The sequence below is a fragment of the Weissella oryzae SG25 genome, assembly GCF_000691805.2.
GTDB lineage: Bacteria > Bacillota > Bacilli > Lactobacillales > Lactobacillaceae > Weissella > Weissella oryzae.
In genome coordinates this window covers 18,220-34,110 of the sequence record NZ_DF820492.1, presented here as the reverse complement: position 1 = coordinate 34,110, position 15,891 = coordinate 18,220, and the positions used below count along the sequence as shown (strand labels likewise).

Here is a 15,891-nt window from a genome sequence, read left to right as displayed (position 1 = left end):
ACTTTTAGCTAAGCGCTCTTCAAACTTATTTTCAATCGGCTTTAAGGATTCCGTTGGGAACTCAAAGTAACCCTCATAAAAATAGCTTGCGTCGATACCCTTCATGTAAATTTGGCGATTATTAATTTGCGTCGTTAAAGCCTCATTTAACAACACTTTAATTTCAGTGTCCTTAATTGGGCTACGCTCCATTGCAAGCAAATAATCTTCCTTATCAACTTTTTGCCAGTCTACAACTTGCCCTAATTCTTTCTTCAAAATCAAATCAAGCCAAATTCTAGTGCTGCGACCATTGCCTTCTCTAAAAGGGTGGGCGATATTCATTTCAACGTACTTCTCTACAATATCCTTGAATGTTGCTTGTGGCAGCTTATCAATGTTTTGTAGGGCTGGTTCAAGATATATACGTGGTGCAAATTGAAAGTTCCCTTTAGCTATGTTTACGTTGCGGATTTCTCCAGCAAAATTATAAATATCTTGAAATAGATATTTGTGTATAGTAGCTAAGCCTTTAAAAGTACCAACTTCAATCTTATCAATATCACCAGAATCAAATAACTGCTTAGCTCGCGTCTTACTAACTAACTCTTCGCGGCGATTAAGCTCAACTTGATCTGTGATATTTAGTTTATTCTCTAATACCAAAGTAGTGCTCCTTTCTCTTTGCAATTCATTTATTCATTTTACGATAAAAAAGTAGAAAAGTAGAGTTTTCTACTTTTCTACTTTTCTATTAACGATCGGCCTGCAACATTACAAAAGCCTTCTTAACTTGGCCAGCTGACTTTTCAGCGGCATAAACCAATGCAAATATAGAAATTAAATTTATCCCAGTGAGTACCCCGATAACAATATTTGCATACGTAGGATTACTTGCTTTAAAAAGTACTCCTAAAATAATAAGGTAAAAAATAGCAGCTAAAATTGCTATTAATGAACTTAAAAAAGTTCCCGCTTCTGCTAGTAGCTTAAACATATTACGTTTTCTATTTTTTGGCTTACCAGTTTTCTCTTTATTAATGATATTCATTATTAATCTCCTTTTTCAAACAAACTCAAAACTTCATTCCTTATGCCCGCATACTAATGATATTGTCACTAACTCGTTGGTTTTCAACCTCTTTAATAACAGCTTCGTGACCGTTATTAAATTCGCTCATTGCCGCTTCAAACTCAGCCCGCATACTATCATTAATTTCACGTTGCCGCATTTGTAGCTCATCTGTTTTGCCCTTAAGAATATTATCAAGCTGGCTAGTCTGCTTCTTATACTCGGCCGCAATCTCTTGCTTAGCCTGGGTATCAAGCTGAGTAGTTGCTACGCTAATGTCCTTATTTAAGGATTCCGTGAACCTAACATCAATATTCTTCAACTCATTTGCATGTCGCTCATTTTCTGAACTAATTGCTGCGCTTTTTTCTGTGTCGCTCTGTTGAGTTAAGCTTCGAATTGTCGTCTTTTTTTGTTCTTCAATTCGTGATTTAACTTCTGGTTCAATCAAATAACGCTTATCATATTGGCGTAAGTCTGCTAAGATTTTAGCCTTTTCACTAGCTACAAAATCCGCCAAGTTAGTACCTAACATGTTACTTACACCGTGCACAACGTCAACAATTTCAGCAGGTTGCTGCTCCAAATTGTCATCAGTCGATTGTTGCCCATTTTGGACACGATTTGTACCAGGCACCGGTTCATTTTCTAACTCCGGTTTAATACTTTCGTTTGTTGGTAACTCGGGGTTTTCTGGTTCAACAGCGCCCTTGCTATCCTTTTTAGCGGATTCAGCTTCACGTTGGGCCAGCTGTTTACGCAATTCTGCCACTTCCGCACGTTGCTCTGCCATTTGTTTCTCTAGCTTTGCAACAGCATTTGAAGTAACGTCTGTTGGCTCTGCTACTGGTTCTAAATTTTCCGCAGCCTTTGACTTTGCTAATAAGGCTTTCATTTCGTTAGGCATTTCGGCTTCTGATGTTTCCGGGCTGCTCGATATAGAACCCTTTGCAGCTTCCTCGTCCTTAATGTAAACCTCGCCACCGTCAAAAATATGTTCATTAAATGGCACATATTTCTTTGAGTATAAATCTTGCAATAGCTCATCAATGTCTGCATTTTCACTTAGAGGTAAATCAACCTTGATAGCAACAAAAATCTTCTTATCTGAAAAGCTTTTAGCTGCAATAACTGAACCGTGTCTGTGCTCATCTTCCAAACGGTAACTCTCAGATTCCACAATACCAATCATTTCCTCTGGGCTTTTAGGGTCAAAATCCCCAAAGTTTACGCCATTCAAAAACTCATAGATATATTTCTTCCTAAACAATCGCATTAATAACACCTTTCTATTTGCACAAAAAAAGCAACCCAACCGGATTGCTTATAACTTAATTGAATGATTTTTCGGTAACCTTTTTTACCAGGTCGCCCATTGTCATATTATTTTCTACTAATAGTTGAGCCACAATTTCTGTATTCAAAGCTTCAAGCTCTGATTCAGCCTTGCTAAGCTCTTCACGCTTCTTTTCAACTTGCTCAGCTAATTTACCCTGCTTAGCTTGCAAAACTGCTAATTTCGCCATTATTTAACTCCTACCATAATTGATAACTTGCTGCTAAGTCATTATTAGTATCGTTGTCATCTGAACTAGATGAGGCCGCACTTGATGAAGTTGTTGAACTACTAGAAGCAGCTGTGCCAGCACTACTAGAGCTACTTGATGAGCTAAAGCTTACTGAACCACTATTGGTTGAACTACTTCCAGCTTCTACCAATGACACCCACTTAATTTCATTCACCAAGTATTTCTTACCTTGCTTTACAAATGACAACTTCAACGTTGCATTATTATTTTGGTCTTTCAATGCTGTCTTTAGATTACCTGGTTCTTTAAGTTGTGTATTTGTGTACTCAACATCAACCAGGGCTGTATTATTTTTTTGATCGATATAAATGTTTTGTGACTTTAAAGCCTGGTCAATAACCATACCTTTGTAAGCTTGATTAACTGGTTTGTTTTCCTCAGCTACTTCTTGGTTATACATGGCTTCGGTCATTAAGTCTTTATAACGATTGCGATTTTCACCTAAATCTTTCTTAGTAAAAAACGCCAGGTCAAACTTTTCAACTGTACTTCGACTAAGTTCATTTTTACTTGCAGTGACCTTTTGCGGTACGTTCTTAGCTTGCCCACCAGCATTTGCTGTATAATGTCCCACACTATAAGCAACAATAAATATAAGCACGGCTACAACAATACCAACAATCGTTTTGAAACGCTTAATCTTTTTTTCATCATACATAATTTAAAAACCTTGATAAGTAGATTTCTCTACTTCTCTACTTTCCTTTCACTGCCTACCCTAAATGAATAAATGAGATACCTGCTTGTTTGCTTAAAACTCGCCAATTCATTTGATAAATTCCGCCGTAATTCATTTCTGAAATCACAAAGCTACCGTCTGAATTAGCATACTCAACAACCGCAACGTGTCCGTATTGCGCTGAGGTACTAGCTGCGCCACCACTAAATACAGCTATATCGCCCCTTTGTGGGTTGTCAGTTAAGCTTGCCCCAGGTGTTTTAACGTAATTTCTAGCCCATTCTGCCCCGTTACCCATATACGGGTTAATGCTATGGCCTAGCTGTGCCTCTCTATTATAAACATACCAAGTACAGTTTCCAAGCGCATAGGCGTTGCCGGGCCAACCGTCCTTGGTTTCTTTTGTGGTAGGCTCTGGTTGTATTTTATCCTTATATTGGTCTAGCACTTTTTGCCCGGATTCATTAGTGTGCCCGCCATTGTTATTAAAGTAGTTATACCAATTCTCTGCTGACTGGATTCGCTGTTGCAGCTTATCTCCAGGGTTACCCTCGTAAAAAATCAAGAAGTACTGGGTCAATGCTGGTATCGTGGCTCCTGCTTTTCTGGATAGTACGTTTTTCAAAGCAGTTTGTGAACCAGCTGTGTCGCCATTCAGCATAAAGTCAATTTGCAATCCTAAATCGTACCAGGGCTTGCCTTTACTTTTAGCATAATTTATTAATAACGTGTGCCGGTTACCACCGTCTGCCGTGTCCGTCCATTGTCCTAAGCCTAAACCACGGTGAACAATATTAGACAAACGACCATTATAAATATCTGGGCCACCCATGTTTAACCAATTTGTATCGTCCCAAGAACTATCGCTTGCTCCAACTGGGGGTGCTAAATAATCACCTTCGGCCCGCTTAGCATTGATATGACTTTCCGTATCAAAGTTTCCAATCATTGCCGCTATGCCTTCCTTAGTGTAACCAAGCTTTGAAAGGTAATCATAGATTTGTTGTGCTCGTTTAGAGACGTCACCAGTCGGATCAAAGTTTGCGCTCGCTAACGTTGTAAATTGGGTATAGGTAACTTTAGGAAAATAAAAGCCTGGGTTAACCGTGAACCATTTTTTATCGTCATCATCATACTTCTCAAACTTGAAATTCAGATCTGTTCCCTTAGCTTGGCCGATAACGTCACCAGCTTTAACCTTCTCGCCGCCAACAAAACGACCGTTATTAAGACCAGTAACAGTTAATTTAACTTCATTTTTATCAACGATAATTAGCTGTCCCTTTTTCCCGGATAATTCAATTTTACCGTCCAGGGGTGCCTTAACATCTTGCTGGTCTTTAACAACTGCGTCGATACTATCATGCAGTTTTATATCTTCGCCATTACGTTCATATCCATAACGGTGGTTAACTACTAAGCTATCAGTATCAATGGGAAACTCTAGTTGGTTTGATAGGTCTGTATACCCGGTATCATCATCAATGTCTTTCATTTCCTCATAATCAGATGTATCAAGATGAAACGGTGACTTTTTATCTTTTTCTAAGCTATCCATAGTTGTTAGCTCATACTTCAACTTACTACCGTTCAAGCCCTTCCACACATCATTTAAATAACCTTTATACGTGCCTATATGAATACGTGGATCCATAATATCGTTTAAGCCATAATCTTCAAACTTATAGTTCATGTAAAACATGACGTCATCTAGTTTTGAATAAAACACATTACCTGAATCCGAGTTTTGTGCGTCTACATACGACAAATACGTCCAAGAATCGGTTAAATCTTTATCCTCCTGGTAAATTGCCATACTGCCGCCTATGGTGCCACCCGCAAAGAACGAGATAAAGGCGATCAATAAGAGGCCTAATCCAAATACTTTAACCTTAGTCTTCTTCTTAAAAAAAGAGACTATCTGCGATAGTCCCTTTGAGGCTGTTGATAAATTTTTTGAACCCGTAATTCGTTGCTGAAATGCCTTGCGAACTCTTGATGTTACTTTAAATTGCTCTGGGGTCTTTTGAAACCCATTGCCCCGCAACAAATTTTGCCCACGATCTACAAAGTTAAAGGATACTTTACCCGCTTTTTTAACTAATTTTGCGGCCGGCTTAGACCGGTTATAGATTTGCTTGCTTTTTTCAACTTTACGCTTGGTATCTAATGCTGTTGCAAGGGTTTCATCTTCCTCTAAAGCTTCTTGAACCTTTCTATTACCATAATTCTTAAGCTGTGCTTTGCTAAGACGTTTAGTTTTGTAGCTTAGTCTACTAGTATCACTCTTTTTAGTGCGCTTATATACACGTTTACTAAGCTTTTTTTCGCGTTCAGCTTCTTTTAGCCTTTTAGATTTTTGGATTGGTTCTTGATCTTTACCTAATTTTTTAGCGTCCTGCTTGGCCTCTTTAAAGGCGTCCTTTTCCTTTTTATACTGTGCTTTAGCGTCTACGAAAGACTTTTTAGTAAGCTTAGTTGCTGCTCGTGGTTTTATGAATTTGTTCTCACCAATTCGGTCGCCCTCTTCGCTTTTAAACTGCTTATGCTCCGTAAAAGCCTTTTTGAGCTTAGATTCTTTTTCCTCGCTCATTTAACCCTCCTAATTGGCGTCTGTATTCATTAATTCGAATAACTTAGTATCATGTGGGATAGGATTTTCAAAAGGCACTGCCGTACCACCAGCGACTATTAAGCCAGTTCCCTTTTGAACTTTCTCGCCTACATATTTCAAAAGTGCTGGCGATAGCTTAATCACTCGGCGTAAGTGCTCTAAATCTACTGCCTTTTGTCGCAACAATACGATAAATTCAGAATTTGAAATCATTTTCTCACCTGATGGCTGCTCTAGTAGTGTTGACACATTTTGCGTAATTCCATTTGATACCGCCCCATATTTACGAACACGGCTCCATAACTTACTAAACCACGCTGAATTTTCTGGTGTATCAAAATTCAACTGCAATTCATCAAAATACAGGTGCGTTGTAATTTTGTTCTGATTGGCAACCACCTGCCGCCAAATCTGGTCAAGTATCACTTTCATAGCAAACGGCTTCATGCGCTCATCTAAGTTTTTAATGTTGAACAGCAAGAACTTTCCATTCATATCAATGTTGGTTTCGTGTGCAAAAATATCCTGCGAGCCAACTGTATACGGTTCTACCTTTTGGTAGAGGTCTTGCGCCACTTCACCGTCTTGTTCATGTAAAACTTCATACCAATCGACTAATGTAGGTGTGCGGTCAGCGCCTTCAAATTTCTTATAAGTTAACCGGGTAACTCGGTCAACCATACTCGATTCTAAATCATCAAAATCCTTCAAAATTGAATCAAACAAACTTGCCAGTAAGTTTGCTTTTTCCTTATAAACATCAATCTTTTGATCTTCTGCGTCAAATAGTGCAGTATCCGGTAGTTCAAGCAAATTCAAGTGGTTATTTGTCCCTGAAGAAATATCCAAAATTTCAGCGTTAAAGGCCCGCCCAATTTCCAAATATTCACTTTCAGGGTCAACAATAATTATTTTGTCATCTGCATTACCCGGGTTAAGTAAGGTTGTAATCATGCCCCATTTAACAGTCATTGACTTCCCTGAGCCAGAAGAACCCAAATAAATTCCTGACGGTGTAATTAAGTCTCTCTTACGGTCAATAGTAATTAAATTGTGGCTCATTTGGTTTTGCCCATAGTATTGTCCTGTCGGACTTTGTAAATCAACATTAGTGAATGGAACTTGAATTGCGACATTACTAGTTATCATATCTCGCATGTAGTTTCGCTCTACATCAAGGTAAGGCTTTCCGATTGGCAAGATTGTATTAAGGGCCTCCTCTTGAAACTCATACGTTTCTTCAAACTCTACATACTCTTCATGCCCAATATCTTTAATATTAGTTATTGCCTCATTAAGTTTCTCTTTAGTTGGTTCAATCAACATGACTGTAAAAATTCCAGAAAACAATTTTTGCCCGTTATCTTTAAATTCCTCATTAAGTGCCTTAGTTGCAGCCCCTACCTCTGAGACACTACCTGCAATCATATCGTCTGAAATCCCGTTTTTGTAGTTATCTTTTTGTTGACGTACCTTTTCAGCATTGTTAAGGGTTTGCTTGTTACGTAACTCTTTACGCGCCTCAACCATATCATAAGGCTTGGCATGAATACTGATGATCAGTTCATGGCCTGAGTCCGTCAATTTTTGTATCAAACGATCCTCTAGGTTCTTCGGATAATCTCGAATATACATGACAGCGCCAAAAGCATTATTGATTTTGAAATAAGTGTCTTTAAACTCTAAATGGCTAGGTGCTATAAACGATTTAGTAGTCAAGCCACTCAACGCAATATCACTATAATCAGCCGTAAAGTGATAACCGGGTCTTAGAATACCGTTCATAATGTTCAAGCGATCTAAGCCTTCTAAAGCTCTAAAATTCAAACCTACGTCTGTGTCGTTAAATTCCTTGTAAAACTTACTGTACATATTATTCAACTTACGATTAGCTTGTTTACCGTCTCGCGCATTTGTCGTCAAAATCATGTAATTAGTGGCTTCAAAGTTCTTCTGATCTTTGCTATAACGTTCTGAAATGATATTGTTCATCTCATTTCGGTATACGTCATACCCGTCCCCTTGCGGTTCAATCAAGATACTTTCTAAAACACTCTCGCTTACTCGCTTGTTGACTGTTAAGAGCTGATAGCGTGAATCCTTGTCCAATACATTTAAAGCGTGAGCGTAACTAACTAAGATATTAGATTGATCGTCACTGCTGGCCACCTCATAATCAATCTTGCCTAGCTGCCACATTCTTGAAAACTCTGGCCCAACAATGTGCATTAAACCGTCTTGAAACTGTGACGTATATTTAATTGTGTTCTGTGTAGTTGGTGCTAGCTTACGTAAACGTTCTTGCTTTCTAATCTGTGAAACTGTCAGTTTCTTTGACTTCCTTTTTCTGTACAAATTCATCTGGTGTATACTTCCTTATCTTCCCGGTACTATAGTACCTTTTTTGTATCTTCATGTTGAAAAACCAAGTTGCCCTGACTTGCTCTATTTTCCCCGAAGTCTTTAACACTGCGGGTGTAATAAAAATAACCGCCGTTGCCAATGCAGCAGGCCAAAACAGCCAGCCTTTAATTAAAAACACCTCAACGCCAATTAATATAAAGGCAGGTGTAATCATTAGAATCATTATTAATTGCGGTTTTGTAAAACTTTTCCATACGATTGGCTCCACCTTAGACATATCTGTATGGAACTCTGATTGCAATGCCATATCTTAAACCCCCATCCAACGTCTTGCCATTACTTGCGAACCAATTAAAGTAACCATGATAACGACACCTTTTACAATTACTTCAAACATTGCTGCAATATTCTGTGCCACGTCACCATTTGCAACAACAGAAAAAATATCGTTGTTAATTAATACAGGATAAAGTTTCACAATTAAGACTAATAAAAAGCTTTGAATAACCAAGGCCGCGACCTGTTTAAAAAAGCCCATTGAAATCGACTTAAACTCCTCACTGGCATACAAAGCCACCATTACAGGTATTGCGGCTTTCATAATGTATAGTGTTAAAAATCGTAGAAAAATTAGTAAATTAATTATAATTTGATCCAACCAAATAAAAATATTTCCACAAGTTTGAAGCCAACCAATTACAAATTTTTCCCAACCGTGTGCCTTTTTAGTTATATTTGGTATGTTTGCAGAACCGTGCCCACCGTCTAATTTGACGTTGTTAATTAAATGACCAATTGCTGAGTTTAACCATACTAATGCGTCTATTATTTGAGGGCCCAGCATGATTAGTGCCATGCCGACAAGATAAGTTATAGCAAGCCTCAACCAAAAGGTAGTCTTTACATCATCTGCTCCTGTTGAAAATCGTCGATTCAAATCAGCAAATTCTATATACCACACAACTCCTAGAATTGCTAAACCAACGGCCATTAAAGCTTTAGCAACGTCCTCAGAGAAAGCATTAGCCGTTAAGTTGTAATCTTTCATGCTAGACAGCAATTGATTTATTGTGTCTTTATTTACATTCATAACTGCTCCTTAGAATTTAATATTATTCAGGGCTGCAACAATAGCAGCAACCACACCGGCCGCAATTGCTGCCTGAACACCACCAAAAATCATTGCATTGATTCCTTGTTCCATTTTTGAAGGATTATCATTTTTACGACCACTACTAAAGTCTTGATACCCAGTTAATAGTCCTATTAGCCCTAATACCGTAACAACACCGCCAATAACGCCAATCAATTTAATAACAATATCCATCTATTTTTCTCCTAAATAAAAAAGCAACCTGTTTAATTAGGTTGCTTGTGTAAAATTAAAAAGTAGAGAACTCTACTTTTGATTAAAAATTAAGATCTGCTTCGTCTGCTTCAACACTCTCAGCAGCTTCATCGTTGTTTTTCCTATGCTTGTTAAATTCGGCAGCAGTTACAAACTCATCAACGCGGCCTTTATCAGTGCCTCTATACCGTTCAGTCGTAACTTTGATATATGCTTGTTTTCCATTCAAAAAATCAACAGTCTGCCGATTATAAGCAAAGTCAATATCTGGTATTTCAACGCCATGATCTTCAATGCTGGCTAGAATGAAGCCTATATTTTCATCTGTCATAGAATTACCAAATGTGAGGTTATAATATCCAACTTCACTTAAAGAACCAATCAATTTTAAGACAAACATCTGTGTTTCTTTATTCTTAGCAGTTGTTGCAGTTACGTCTGCAATTCTTACATCATGATAACCCGCTGGAAAATCAATCGCTTTTGTTCTACGTTCAGTAGGCCGTGAATATCTCATTTTAAATCCTCCATTGTTTCCCCTATCCTCCGCTTTCGCCACAAATTTTATGTTCTAGTTAAATACTTGCAAAAACTTATTCCATAGCACCTTTAGCCCATTTGTTGTGCCAGTATGTGCTAACTGAGGCGTTGGCTCTTGCTTAGCCTCTGGCGCAGCAGGTGTTGAGTTAGACACCTCATTTGAATCAAAGGTCTTATCATTAACGGAAAGTTCATAGGTATTATTGAACGTGACCCCGTCCTTATTTGCATTACCATAAATATCAATGGTTAAGAGTTTGAAAGCCTTAGTCTTATCGGCATTGATTAACTTTAGATATTCATCAGTTGCCGTTGCAACAAACTCACCGTCCTTGTATTCAATCTTGAGATAATTTGATACGTCCTTACCATTCTCATCAAATGCTTTAGCAGACTTATACTCGAAACCGTCAGGTAGTTTATCTTTCCAGCTAAGGCTCTTAATATCTTCACGGTTTGCCGGTAGCGCTGTTTTAACTGCTAAGGGGTAACTAAGTTCATCACCCTTCTTAACCTGCTTACCATTGATACTTGCGTCCGTATCACCGTTAACTTCGCCAGCTTCAACGTCCTTAGTAACTTCTGGCACTTCAACTAACTCGGTTGTTTGATACTCAATATCTGGCTTAGTAATTTCTGCTGGTGGATTTAACACCGTTACATCTAATTCTTGCCCAAACAATGGCGTAATCATGTGACGTTGTTTGTCACCGTAACCATTTGACTTAGTTGAGCCTGAATTATAAACGTGAATTGTATTATGTGAACCATATTCTACCGCCATGACTGAATCCTTATTTGAATCAGTGTTATCACCACTTTGCTTACGGACTAAATCATACTTATCAACGTTCAAACCATTATCAACAACTGCAATACCGTTTTGTTGAGCCTTTGAAAGGTCAACGTTTTGAATATAGCCACTCACCGGTTCATCAATATCACTCAAAAATAGACCGTGCCAAATCTTAACTGGGTTGCCTTTATCATCAATAAACTGATATGTGATATTTGCGTCATCAAGTGAATCCACAATGATCTTACCCGAACGTCCATTATTATCCTGGTTAGGCTCATGTGGGGCCACCAAGAAGGATTGATCACTGCTTAATTTCATATTAACGTTAGTGCCGTCTTGCAATGTTCCTACGTTGGTCAGTACGACTGAACCCCCATTATCATAAACTGACCCGTCAAACATTGAACCAGTTTTACCTTGTTCCTGGGTCATCTGTGTGTTGTCGTTCCAGCGTAGGATTGTACCCTTCTTAAGGTACTGGTGTTCAGCAACCGCTGCGGACAAATTCTTACTAGCGACAATCGTTAGCTTAGAATTACGTACGTCATCACGACTACCCGTTAGCATGTAACGCCAGTCACCATTCTTAGATACACCACCCTCTGTATTCAAACCTGAATCATTGGCATTATCCTGACTAGGAATTGCGCTATTTCCCTTATCGTAAGCGGCCTTATCCTTGTCATATTGTGCTTTATCAGCCTTATACTTAGCTACTTTTTCACGAATACTTTTAGCCTGGGCTGCATTATCAGCTGCAACCTTTTTCTCCGTTTCGTCAGCGTCTTTTTCCGTGACGGTTTGATACTTAGTTGCTTTTTCTGTAACTTTCAAACCAGCGTCTTGGGCCTCTTTTGCAGCGGCCTTTAAGTCATCGTTACCAACGTTGATACTGATACCGTTATCACCCTTTTTGGCGGTTGTATCAGTATCTTTATTAGTAGTGTCCTCAGCGAAGATACGGCTAGCGTTTAAACCAGTTCCAGCTAAGATTAGCGCGGTTGAAAATAAAACTACCGTTTTTTGTGACCCAACTTGCAAGGCATTAATAACTTGCGTCGCTTTACTATCTTTATTCATTACTCAATTCCTACCCTCTTAAAATATTTGTGGGAACAGTGACTTTTCAAAATCACTCGCGTCATACTTGTTTACTTGGCTAACTAAATGCCCTGTCATAATAATTCGAGATTTGGTGTTTGTATCCCAACGCTCCTCTTCATCACAGGTAGACATAGTTACCAAGGGATCATTTTGAACTCTTGAATCACTAGCAACTTCACCATGACTATAATCTAGTTTTTGACGACCTTTAATCGGGTCGGATTCTTTATAAAATTCATAAACGAAAATCTTTTTACCGTCTGTAAGATAAACTTTAGGTGTTTTATTTACATCAATTGCGTGCTGCATAGGCGAAAATAGAACGGTATTGTTACCAAATTTAACCGTATGTGCCTCAATAGCAAAATTACCAATCCCAATGACTTGATTACCCTTAATGGTTCCCGCACCGGAAGCAAGCACTTTGTTTGATGAACCCTCATTTATCCAGGTTGTTTTAATTGGTGTTGTTACCCCTTTTTGAATAGGAACCGCAACTAAACCAACGTGATTTAATTTTTCAGGCAAAGCACGATACCTCTGTATAGTCTTAGCGTCTGGTATGTCATCATTTTGTGTAAAAGATAAATCTTGATTTTTTTCTTTTTCTTGTGCCGTGGCCGCCTTGAACTTCATTTTGGCGTCTGCTTTTTGATTAGCTGATACCTGCTGATTAATCTGATAATTATTAAAAGCTGCATACCCGTAATACAGCCCCACACATATTCCCAAGCAAGTAACTATCGTGCCAAGCCCAATCAAAATCTTCTTTGGACTTCTCCACCAACGGTCTTTCTTTGGGTTATAAAAGCTATACTCTGATTTACTTTGCTCCACCATTTACTACTAACTCCTAATTTTTTGATAACTAAACAATTATTCAGTTAAGGTGCTCTGATCTGCTGCATTGTCTAAGTCGCTCCGTGAGCTTAAACTGCAAAAAAAAAGCAACCGCTAAGTTAATATAGTGGTTGCTTCTTATTTGCACTGTTATAAAAAATCTTCTATTGACATTTGATTAGGGTTTTCCAAATCATTATCAATCTTTGAAAACATTGCTTGATACTCTGGATTGTCTGTCAAAAACTCATCAACAAACTCTGTAACTGCCTTGTCTAAAAGCTCTACGTAACTACCTTGCCCGGCTACTTTTAATAAGCCTAGTTGGTCATAGTTTCGGGCTTTAATCTTAATTGACTTAGTTGGGACAGCTTCGACTTTTGCTGACTTCGTTTTAGTGTTTGTTCGTCCGACATGCTTTTTATCTAGCGATATGGGTTCAACGTTTGAACCTGCTGCTTCTTTAAATTTATCAAACCGTCCCATTAGATAGTCACCTCGTCAAACTTAACTTTCAACCCAGCAAATAATTCTGCCATTTGCTTAGCAACAACTTTATCTCTGTAATTCTTACTGCTAAAAATTGATTTATCATCTTTAAGTACTGTACGTTGTGGCATATACCCTGCATACTCTTCATACTCCGATAAATCCTCAATTAACTCCTTACTAGGGTTATCATTGCTAATTTTATTGGCTACAAATATTAGCTTAGTATCACCGTTAAATTCTACATTCAGATCAGTAACAAACTTTCGCAAACTGATTAGGCTAAGAAATGAATCTTTACTAGCTTCTGCCACTCCGATTACAATATCAGAAACAATAATGGCATTTAACGTTAAAAGGCCCTCATCATTTTCCGTGTCAATAATAATGTAATCGTAAGTCTTAGTAAGCCATTCTTCATTTTCAGCCAGCCAAGTACCAAAAATATATTCACGCCGGCGTCTTGAAGCTAAGCGCTCTTTTAAAAGCTCTACTTCTTTATGACCAGCAATTAAATCAAGGTTCTCGGCTACGTGAATTGGTTCAATCTCTTTCTTATCAAACAAATTGATAACAGTATTCTTTTTATCTTCAAAATATCCGTACCGATTAGTTAAATTAGCTGAATCATCAAAATCTAAAAGTAAAACTCTACTTTCTTTACGCATATATTCCGTCAAATTAAATGAAAGGGTTGTTTTACCTGCTCCACCTTTGTTTACGTTTACTGTTACGATCTTCATGATTAATTGCCTCCTTAGGCGTAATACTAGCGCGATTGGTTATACTTGTACGTTGTTACTAGCTTCCCGTTTCTACGTTCTGCTATTAGTGCTCGGCCCCTCTTTATTGTCTTTATCAAAGGGTAGGCGTCCTTGTAATTTCTACGAAGTTTTACCTCACCAAATTGTCCGTCAATATAAGCATGGCTATGAGTAATATAAAGCCCATCTTTTCTTAGTTCACCTATTTGACCGGTAGTCAATTTAGCTGTTGCGTTTTTTTCTCGCCCAATTTCGCGTAAATCATTTAATTTCAACTCATACATATCCTGTTTACCTCCTTAGGTTAAATACATATTTCCAATGTTTTCTGTAAATCTGTCGCACGGTTTTTCGTCTAGGTCACCGCAAACGCTGTAAAGTTTGATTGATCTTATCGCACAGGGAATTTATCGTGTGTCGCTGGGGCTGCTTGTAGTGCAGTCTTTAGAGTAATTACTTACTCCTCTACTTTTTGTATTCTTTGTTTATCCATAGCGAGCTAATCAAAAAGTAGTTTTGTTATTCAATTTTCAAAGAACTACCAACTCGTAAGCTGGTGTTTTAACGACTTTGCTGTGTCAAATATGTATCCTAACCATTTAGTTAGGGTGAAATACTATTTGCTAAATTTCCCAATCGTTCCACCAAGCAGTTATATAAGTAGCTATTGGGAACACAAGTAACAAAACGAAATTTAGTAATAAAAACCTAGGATCATTCCAAACTACATCTCCATGTCTGAACCATAACGCCATTAAGCTAAAAATTAGCGGCAATATTGGAGCAAAAAGCCAAGGATAAAAAATCAAAAAAGTAATATCTTTAAGCCTGCGTTTTCGTACTTCTTGATAATCTTTGTTTGTACCGAATACTACATTTAATTCTTCAGATTTATAATCATAATCACTTAGCTGCTTAGTAGTTAAATAACGCTTTGCTTCTCTGTTATCAGGATCAATTTTTATTCGAATTAGTCCTAATTCTTCGGCAATTTTGTCGTAAAAGTCTGATATTACTTGATAAAGTTCTGACTGTAACAATATATTTGAAGTGACTTTTAGGTCTAAATCTTTGCTTGTGATTAGTGCAAATTTATCGTCCACTAATCTCTCAAAAATTACACTTGCAACACGTGATTTCTCGTTCTCTAACTTACGTTTGAGTTCACTGACTGCGGCTTCACTTTCTATGTTTTCTGCCTGCAATTGCTTCCTAAGTTCAATATCTCTTTGCTGACGTTGCTTTTCAAGCTCATCCTGATATATTTTTTGCCTTAAACTGTTGGCTTTTTTAGTAGGTTTCATTGTTGTCTCACCTCTACCATATCTTGACCAGTGTTAACTGAAATTTTGCAAATAACTTTGTTATTAGAACGCTTCATAAACTTTGCTGTATCAAAGTTACGATATACATCAAAGACTGCTGAAAGTGATAATCGGTCAAACTCATTTGCTCTAAACATACGAACGAGTTCTTCTTTAGATTTTTTAATACCTTCAAAATCTGCTTTCTCCTTAACAGCAAGAATTTTATTGTAATTTTCCACTGTCATAGTGACTGTTCTTACTTGATTATTTTTCATCAGTCCATTCCTACTCCCTCTCTATATCAGAGCTAAAGTGATCCAAAACACCATTTCTAGAACTTTTAGAAAAATCTTTGCTACCCAATATAAAGCTAGAAAAGCTAACCCAAAAATAAATACGATTG

17 protein-coding genes and 1 pseudogene are annotated in these 15,891 nt (G+C 37.8%); all 18 read right to left on the bottom strand.

Translation table 11 applies throughout. The features are described 5' to 3' along the window. Nucleotides 1-42 precede the first annotated feature (42 nt). Nucleotides 43-645, bottom strand: a pseudogene (fic, locus tag TT13_RS07050) (protein adenylyltransferase Fic); the annotation flags it as partial. An 88-nt stretch (nt 646-733) separates the two neighbouring features. Continuing rightward, entirely contained in the window at nt 734-1,030 is a 297-nt protein-coding gene (locus TT13_RS07045) for a hypothetical protein (RefSeq protein ID WP_027699331.1), read from the bottom strand. Nucleotides 1,031-1,070: 40 nt separating this feature from the next. After that, nucleotides 1,071-2,327, bottom strand: coding sequence for a hypothetical protein (locus TT13_RS07040; protein ID WP_027699330.1), 1,257 nt, complete (start codon nt 2,325-2,327; stop codon nt 1,071-1,073). A 55-nt stretch (nt 2,328-2,382) separates the two neighbouring features. Then, nucleotides 2,383-2,577, bottom strand: coding sequence for a hypothetical protein (locus TT13_RS07035; RefSeq protein ID WP_027699329.1), 195 nt, complete (start codon nt 2,575-2,577; stop codon nt 2,383-2,385). A 10-nt stretch (nt 2,578-2,587) separates the two neighbouring features. Next, nucleotides 2,588-3,298, bottom strand: coding sequence for a hypothetical protein (locus tag TT13_RS07030; RefSeq protein ID WP_045476910.1), 711 nt, complete (start codon nt 3,296-3,298; stop codon nt 2,588-2,590). 55 nt (nt 3,299-3,353) lie between these two features. Continuing rightward, nucleotides 3,354-5,912 carry a phage tail tip lysozyme gene (locus TT13_RS07025; RefSeq protein WP_027699328.1) on the bottom strand — a complete coding sequence of 853 codons (2,559 nt, stop codon included), beginning with the start codon at nt 5,910-5,912 and terminating at the stop codon, nt 3,354-3,356. Between the two features lie 9 nt (nt 5,913-5,921). Further along, the gene (locus TT13_RS07020) at nt 5,922-8,294 is read right to left on the bottom strand and encodes a VirB4-like conjugal transfer ATPase, CD1110 family (protein WP_027699327.1); all 2,373 of its coding nucleotides are present in this window, start codon (nt 8,292-8,294) and stop codon (nt 5,922-5,924) included. Further along, nucleotides 8,242-8,604, bottom strand: coding sequence for a hypothetical protein (locus tag TT13_RS07015; protein WP_027699326.1), 363 nt, complete (start codon nt 8,602-8,604; stop codon nt 8,242-8,244). The genes TT13_RS07020 and TT13_RS07015 overlap by 53 nt, the downstream gene beginning before the upstream one ends. A 3-nt stretch (nt 8,605-8,607) precedes the next feature. Beyond that, complete coding sequence (locus TT13_RS07010) at nt 8,608-9,387, bottom strand: hypothetical protein (protein ID WP_027699325.1); 780 nt, start codon at nt 9,385-9,387, stop codon at nt 8,608-8,610. Nucleotides 9,388-9,396: 9 nt separating this feature from the next. Continuing rightward, nucleotides 9,397-9,624: a hypothetical protein gene (locus TT13_RS07005; protein WP_027699324.1), complete on the bottom strand. Its 228-nt coding sequence runs from the start codon at nt 9,622-9,624 to the stop codon at nt 9,397-9,399. 82 nt (nt 9,625-9,706) lie between these two features. Then, a complete protein-coding gene (locus TT13_RS07000; protein ID WP_027699323.1) occupies nt 9,707-10,162 on the bottom strand; it encodes a hypothetical protein in 456 nt (151 codons plus the stop codon). Between the two features lie 54 nt (nt 10,163-10,216). Continuing rightward, nucleotides 10,217-12,064 carry an isopeptide-forming domain-containing fimbrial protein gene (locus TT13_RS06995; RefSeq protein ID WP_027699322.1) on the bottom strand — a complete coding sequence of 616 codons (1,848 nt, stop codon included), beginning with the start codon at nt 12,062-12,064 and terminating at the stop codon, nt 10,217-10,219. A gap of 18 nt (nt 12,065-12,082) precedes the next feature. Continuing rightward, nucleotides 12,083-12,928 carry a class A sortase gene (locus tag TT13_RS06990; protein WP_027699321.1) on the bottom strand — a complete coding sequence of 282 codons (846 nt, stop codon included), beginning with the start codon at nt 12,926-12,928 and terminating at the stop codon, nt 12,083-12,085. A gap of 150 nt (nt 12,929-13,078) precedes the next feature. Further along, a complete protein-coding gene (locus TT13_RS06985) occupies nt 13,079-13,414 on the bottom strand; it encodes a hypothetical protein (protein ID WP_027699320.1) in 336 nt (111 codons plus the stop codon). Then, nucleotides 13,414-14,160 carry a ParA family protein gene (locus TT13_RS06980; RefSeq protein WP_027699319.1) on the bottom strand — a complete coding sequence of 249 codons (747 nt, stop codon included), beginning with the start codon at nt 14,158-14,160 and terminating at the stop codon, nt 13,414-13,416. Before TT13_RS06980 ends, TT13_RS06985 begins: the two co-directional genes overlap by 1 nt. Before the next feature lie 26 nt (nt 14,161-14,186). Next, on the bottom strand, nt 14,187-14,465 hold the full coding sequence (locus TT13_RS06975; protein ID WP_052348578.1) for a hypothetical protein: 279 nt from the start codon (nt 14,463-14,465) through the stop codon (nt 14,187-14,189). Nucleotides 14,466-14,804: 339 nt separating this feature from the next. Continuing rightward, a complete protein-coding gene (locus tag TT13_RS06970) occupies nt 14,805-15,485 on the bottom strand; it encodes a hypothetical protein (protein ID WP_027699318.1) in 681 nt (226 codons plus the stop codon). Beyond that, entirely contained in the window at nt 15,482-15,763 is a 282-nt protein-coding gene (locus TT13_RS06965; protein ID WP_027699317.1) for a hypothetical protein, read from the bottom strand. Before TT13_RS06965 ends, TT13_RS06970 begins: the two co-directional genes overlap by 4 nt. Nucleotides 15,764-15,891: the final 128 nt, after the last annotated feature.

Coding starts and splice junctions, on each gene's coding strand:
- TT13_RS07045 (WP_027699331.1), bottom strand. CDS start 1,030: ATGAATATCATTAATAAAGAGAAAACTGGTAAGCCAAAAAATAGAAAA.
- TT13_RS07040 (WP_027699330.1), bottom strand. CDS start 2,327: ATGCGATTGTTTAGGAAGAAATATATCTATGAGTTTTTGAATGGCGTA.
- TT13_RS07035 (WP_027699329.1), bottom strand. CDS start 2,577: ATGGCGAAATTAGCAGTTTTGCAAGCTAAGCAGGGTAAATTAGCTGAG.
- TT13_RS07030 (WP_045476910.1), bottom strand. CDS start 3,298: ATGTATGATGAAAAAAAGATTAAGCGTTTCAAAACGATTGTTGGTATT.
- TT13_RS07025 (WP_027699328.1), bottom strand. CDS start 5,912: ATGAGCGAGGAAAAAGAATCTAAGCTCAAAAAGGCTTTTACGGAGCAT.
- TT13_RS07020 (WP_027699327.1), bottom strand. CDS start 8,294: ATGAATTTGTACAGAAAAAGGAAGTCAAAGAAACTGACAGTTTCACAG.
- TT13_RS07015 (WP_027699326.1), bottom strand. CDS start 8,604: ATGGCATTGCAATCAGAGTTCCATACAGATATGTCTAAGGTGGAGCCA.
- TT13_RS07010 (WP_027699325.1), bottom strand. CDS start 9,387: ATGAATGTAAATAAAGACACAATAAATCAATTGCTGTCTAGCATGAAA.
- TT13_RS07005 (WP_027699324.1), bottom strand. CDS start 9,624: ATGGATATTGTTATTAAATTGATTGGCGTTATTGGCGGTGTTGTTACG.
- TT13_RS07000 (WP_027699323.1), bottom strand. CDS start 10,162: ATGAGATATTCACGGCCTACTGAACGTAGAACAAAAGCGATTGATTTT.
- TT13_RS06995 (WP_027699322.1), bottom strand. CDS start 12,064: ATGAATAAAGATAGTAAAGCGACGCAAGTTATTAATGCCTTGCAAGTT.
- TT13_RS06990 (WP_027699321.1), bottom strand. CDS start 12,928: ATGGTGGAGCAAAGTAAATCAGAGTATAGCTTTTATAACCCAAAGAAA.
- TT13_RS06985 (WP_027699320.1), bottom strand. CDS start 13,414: ATGGGACGGTTTGATAAATTTAAAGAAGCAGCAGGTTCAAACGTTGAA.
- TT13_RS06980 (WP_027699319.1), bottom strand. CDS start 14,160: ATGAAGATCGTAACAGTAAACGTAAACAAAGGTGGAGCAGGTAAAACA.
- TT13_RS06975 (WP_052348578.1), bottom strand. CDS start 14,465: ATGTATGAGTTGAAATTAAATGATTTACGCGAAATTGGGCGAGAAAAA.
- TT13_RS06970 (WP_027699318.1), bottom strand. CDS start 15,485: ATGAAACCTACTAAAAAAGCCAACAGTTTAAGGCAAAAAATATATCAG.
- TT13_RS06965 (WP_027699317.1), bottom strand. CDS start 15,763: ATGAAAAATAATCAAGTAAGAACAGTCACTATGACAGTGGAAAATTAC.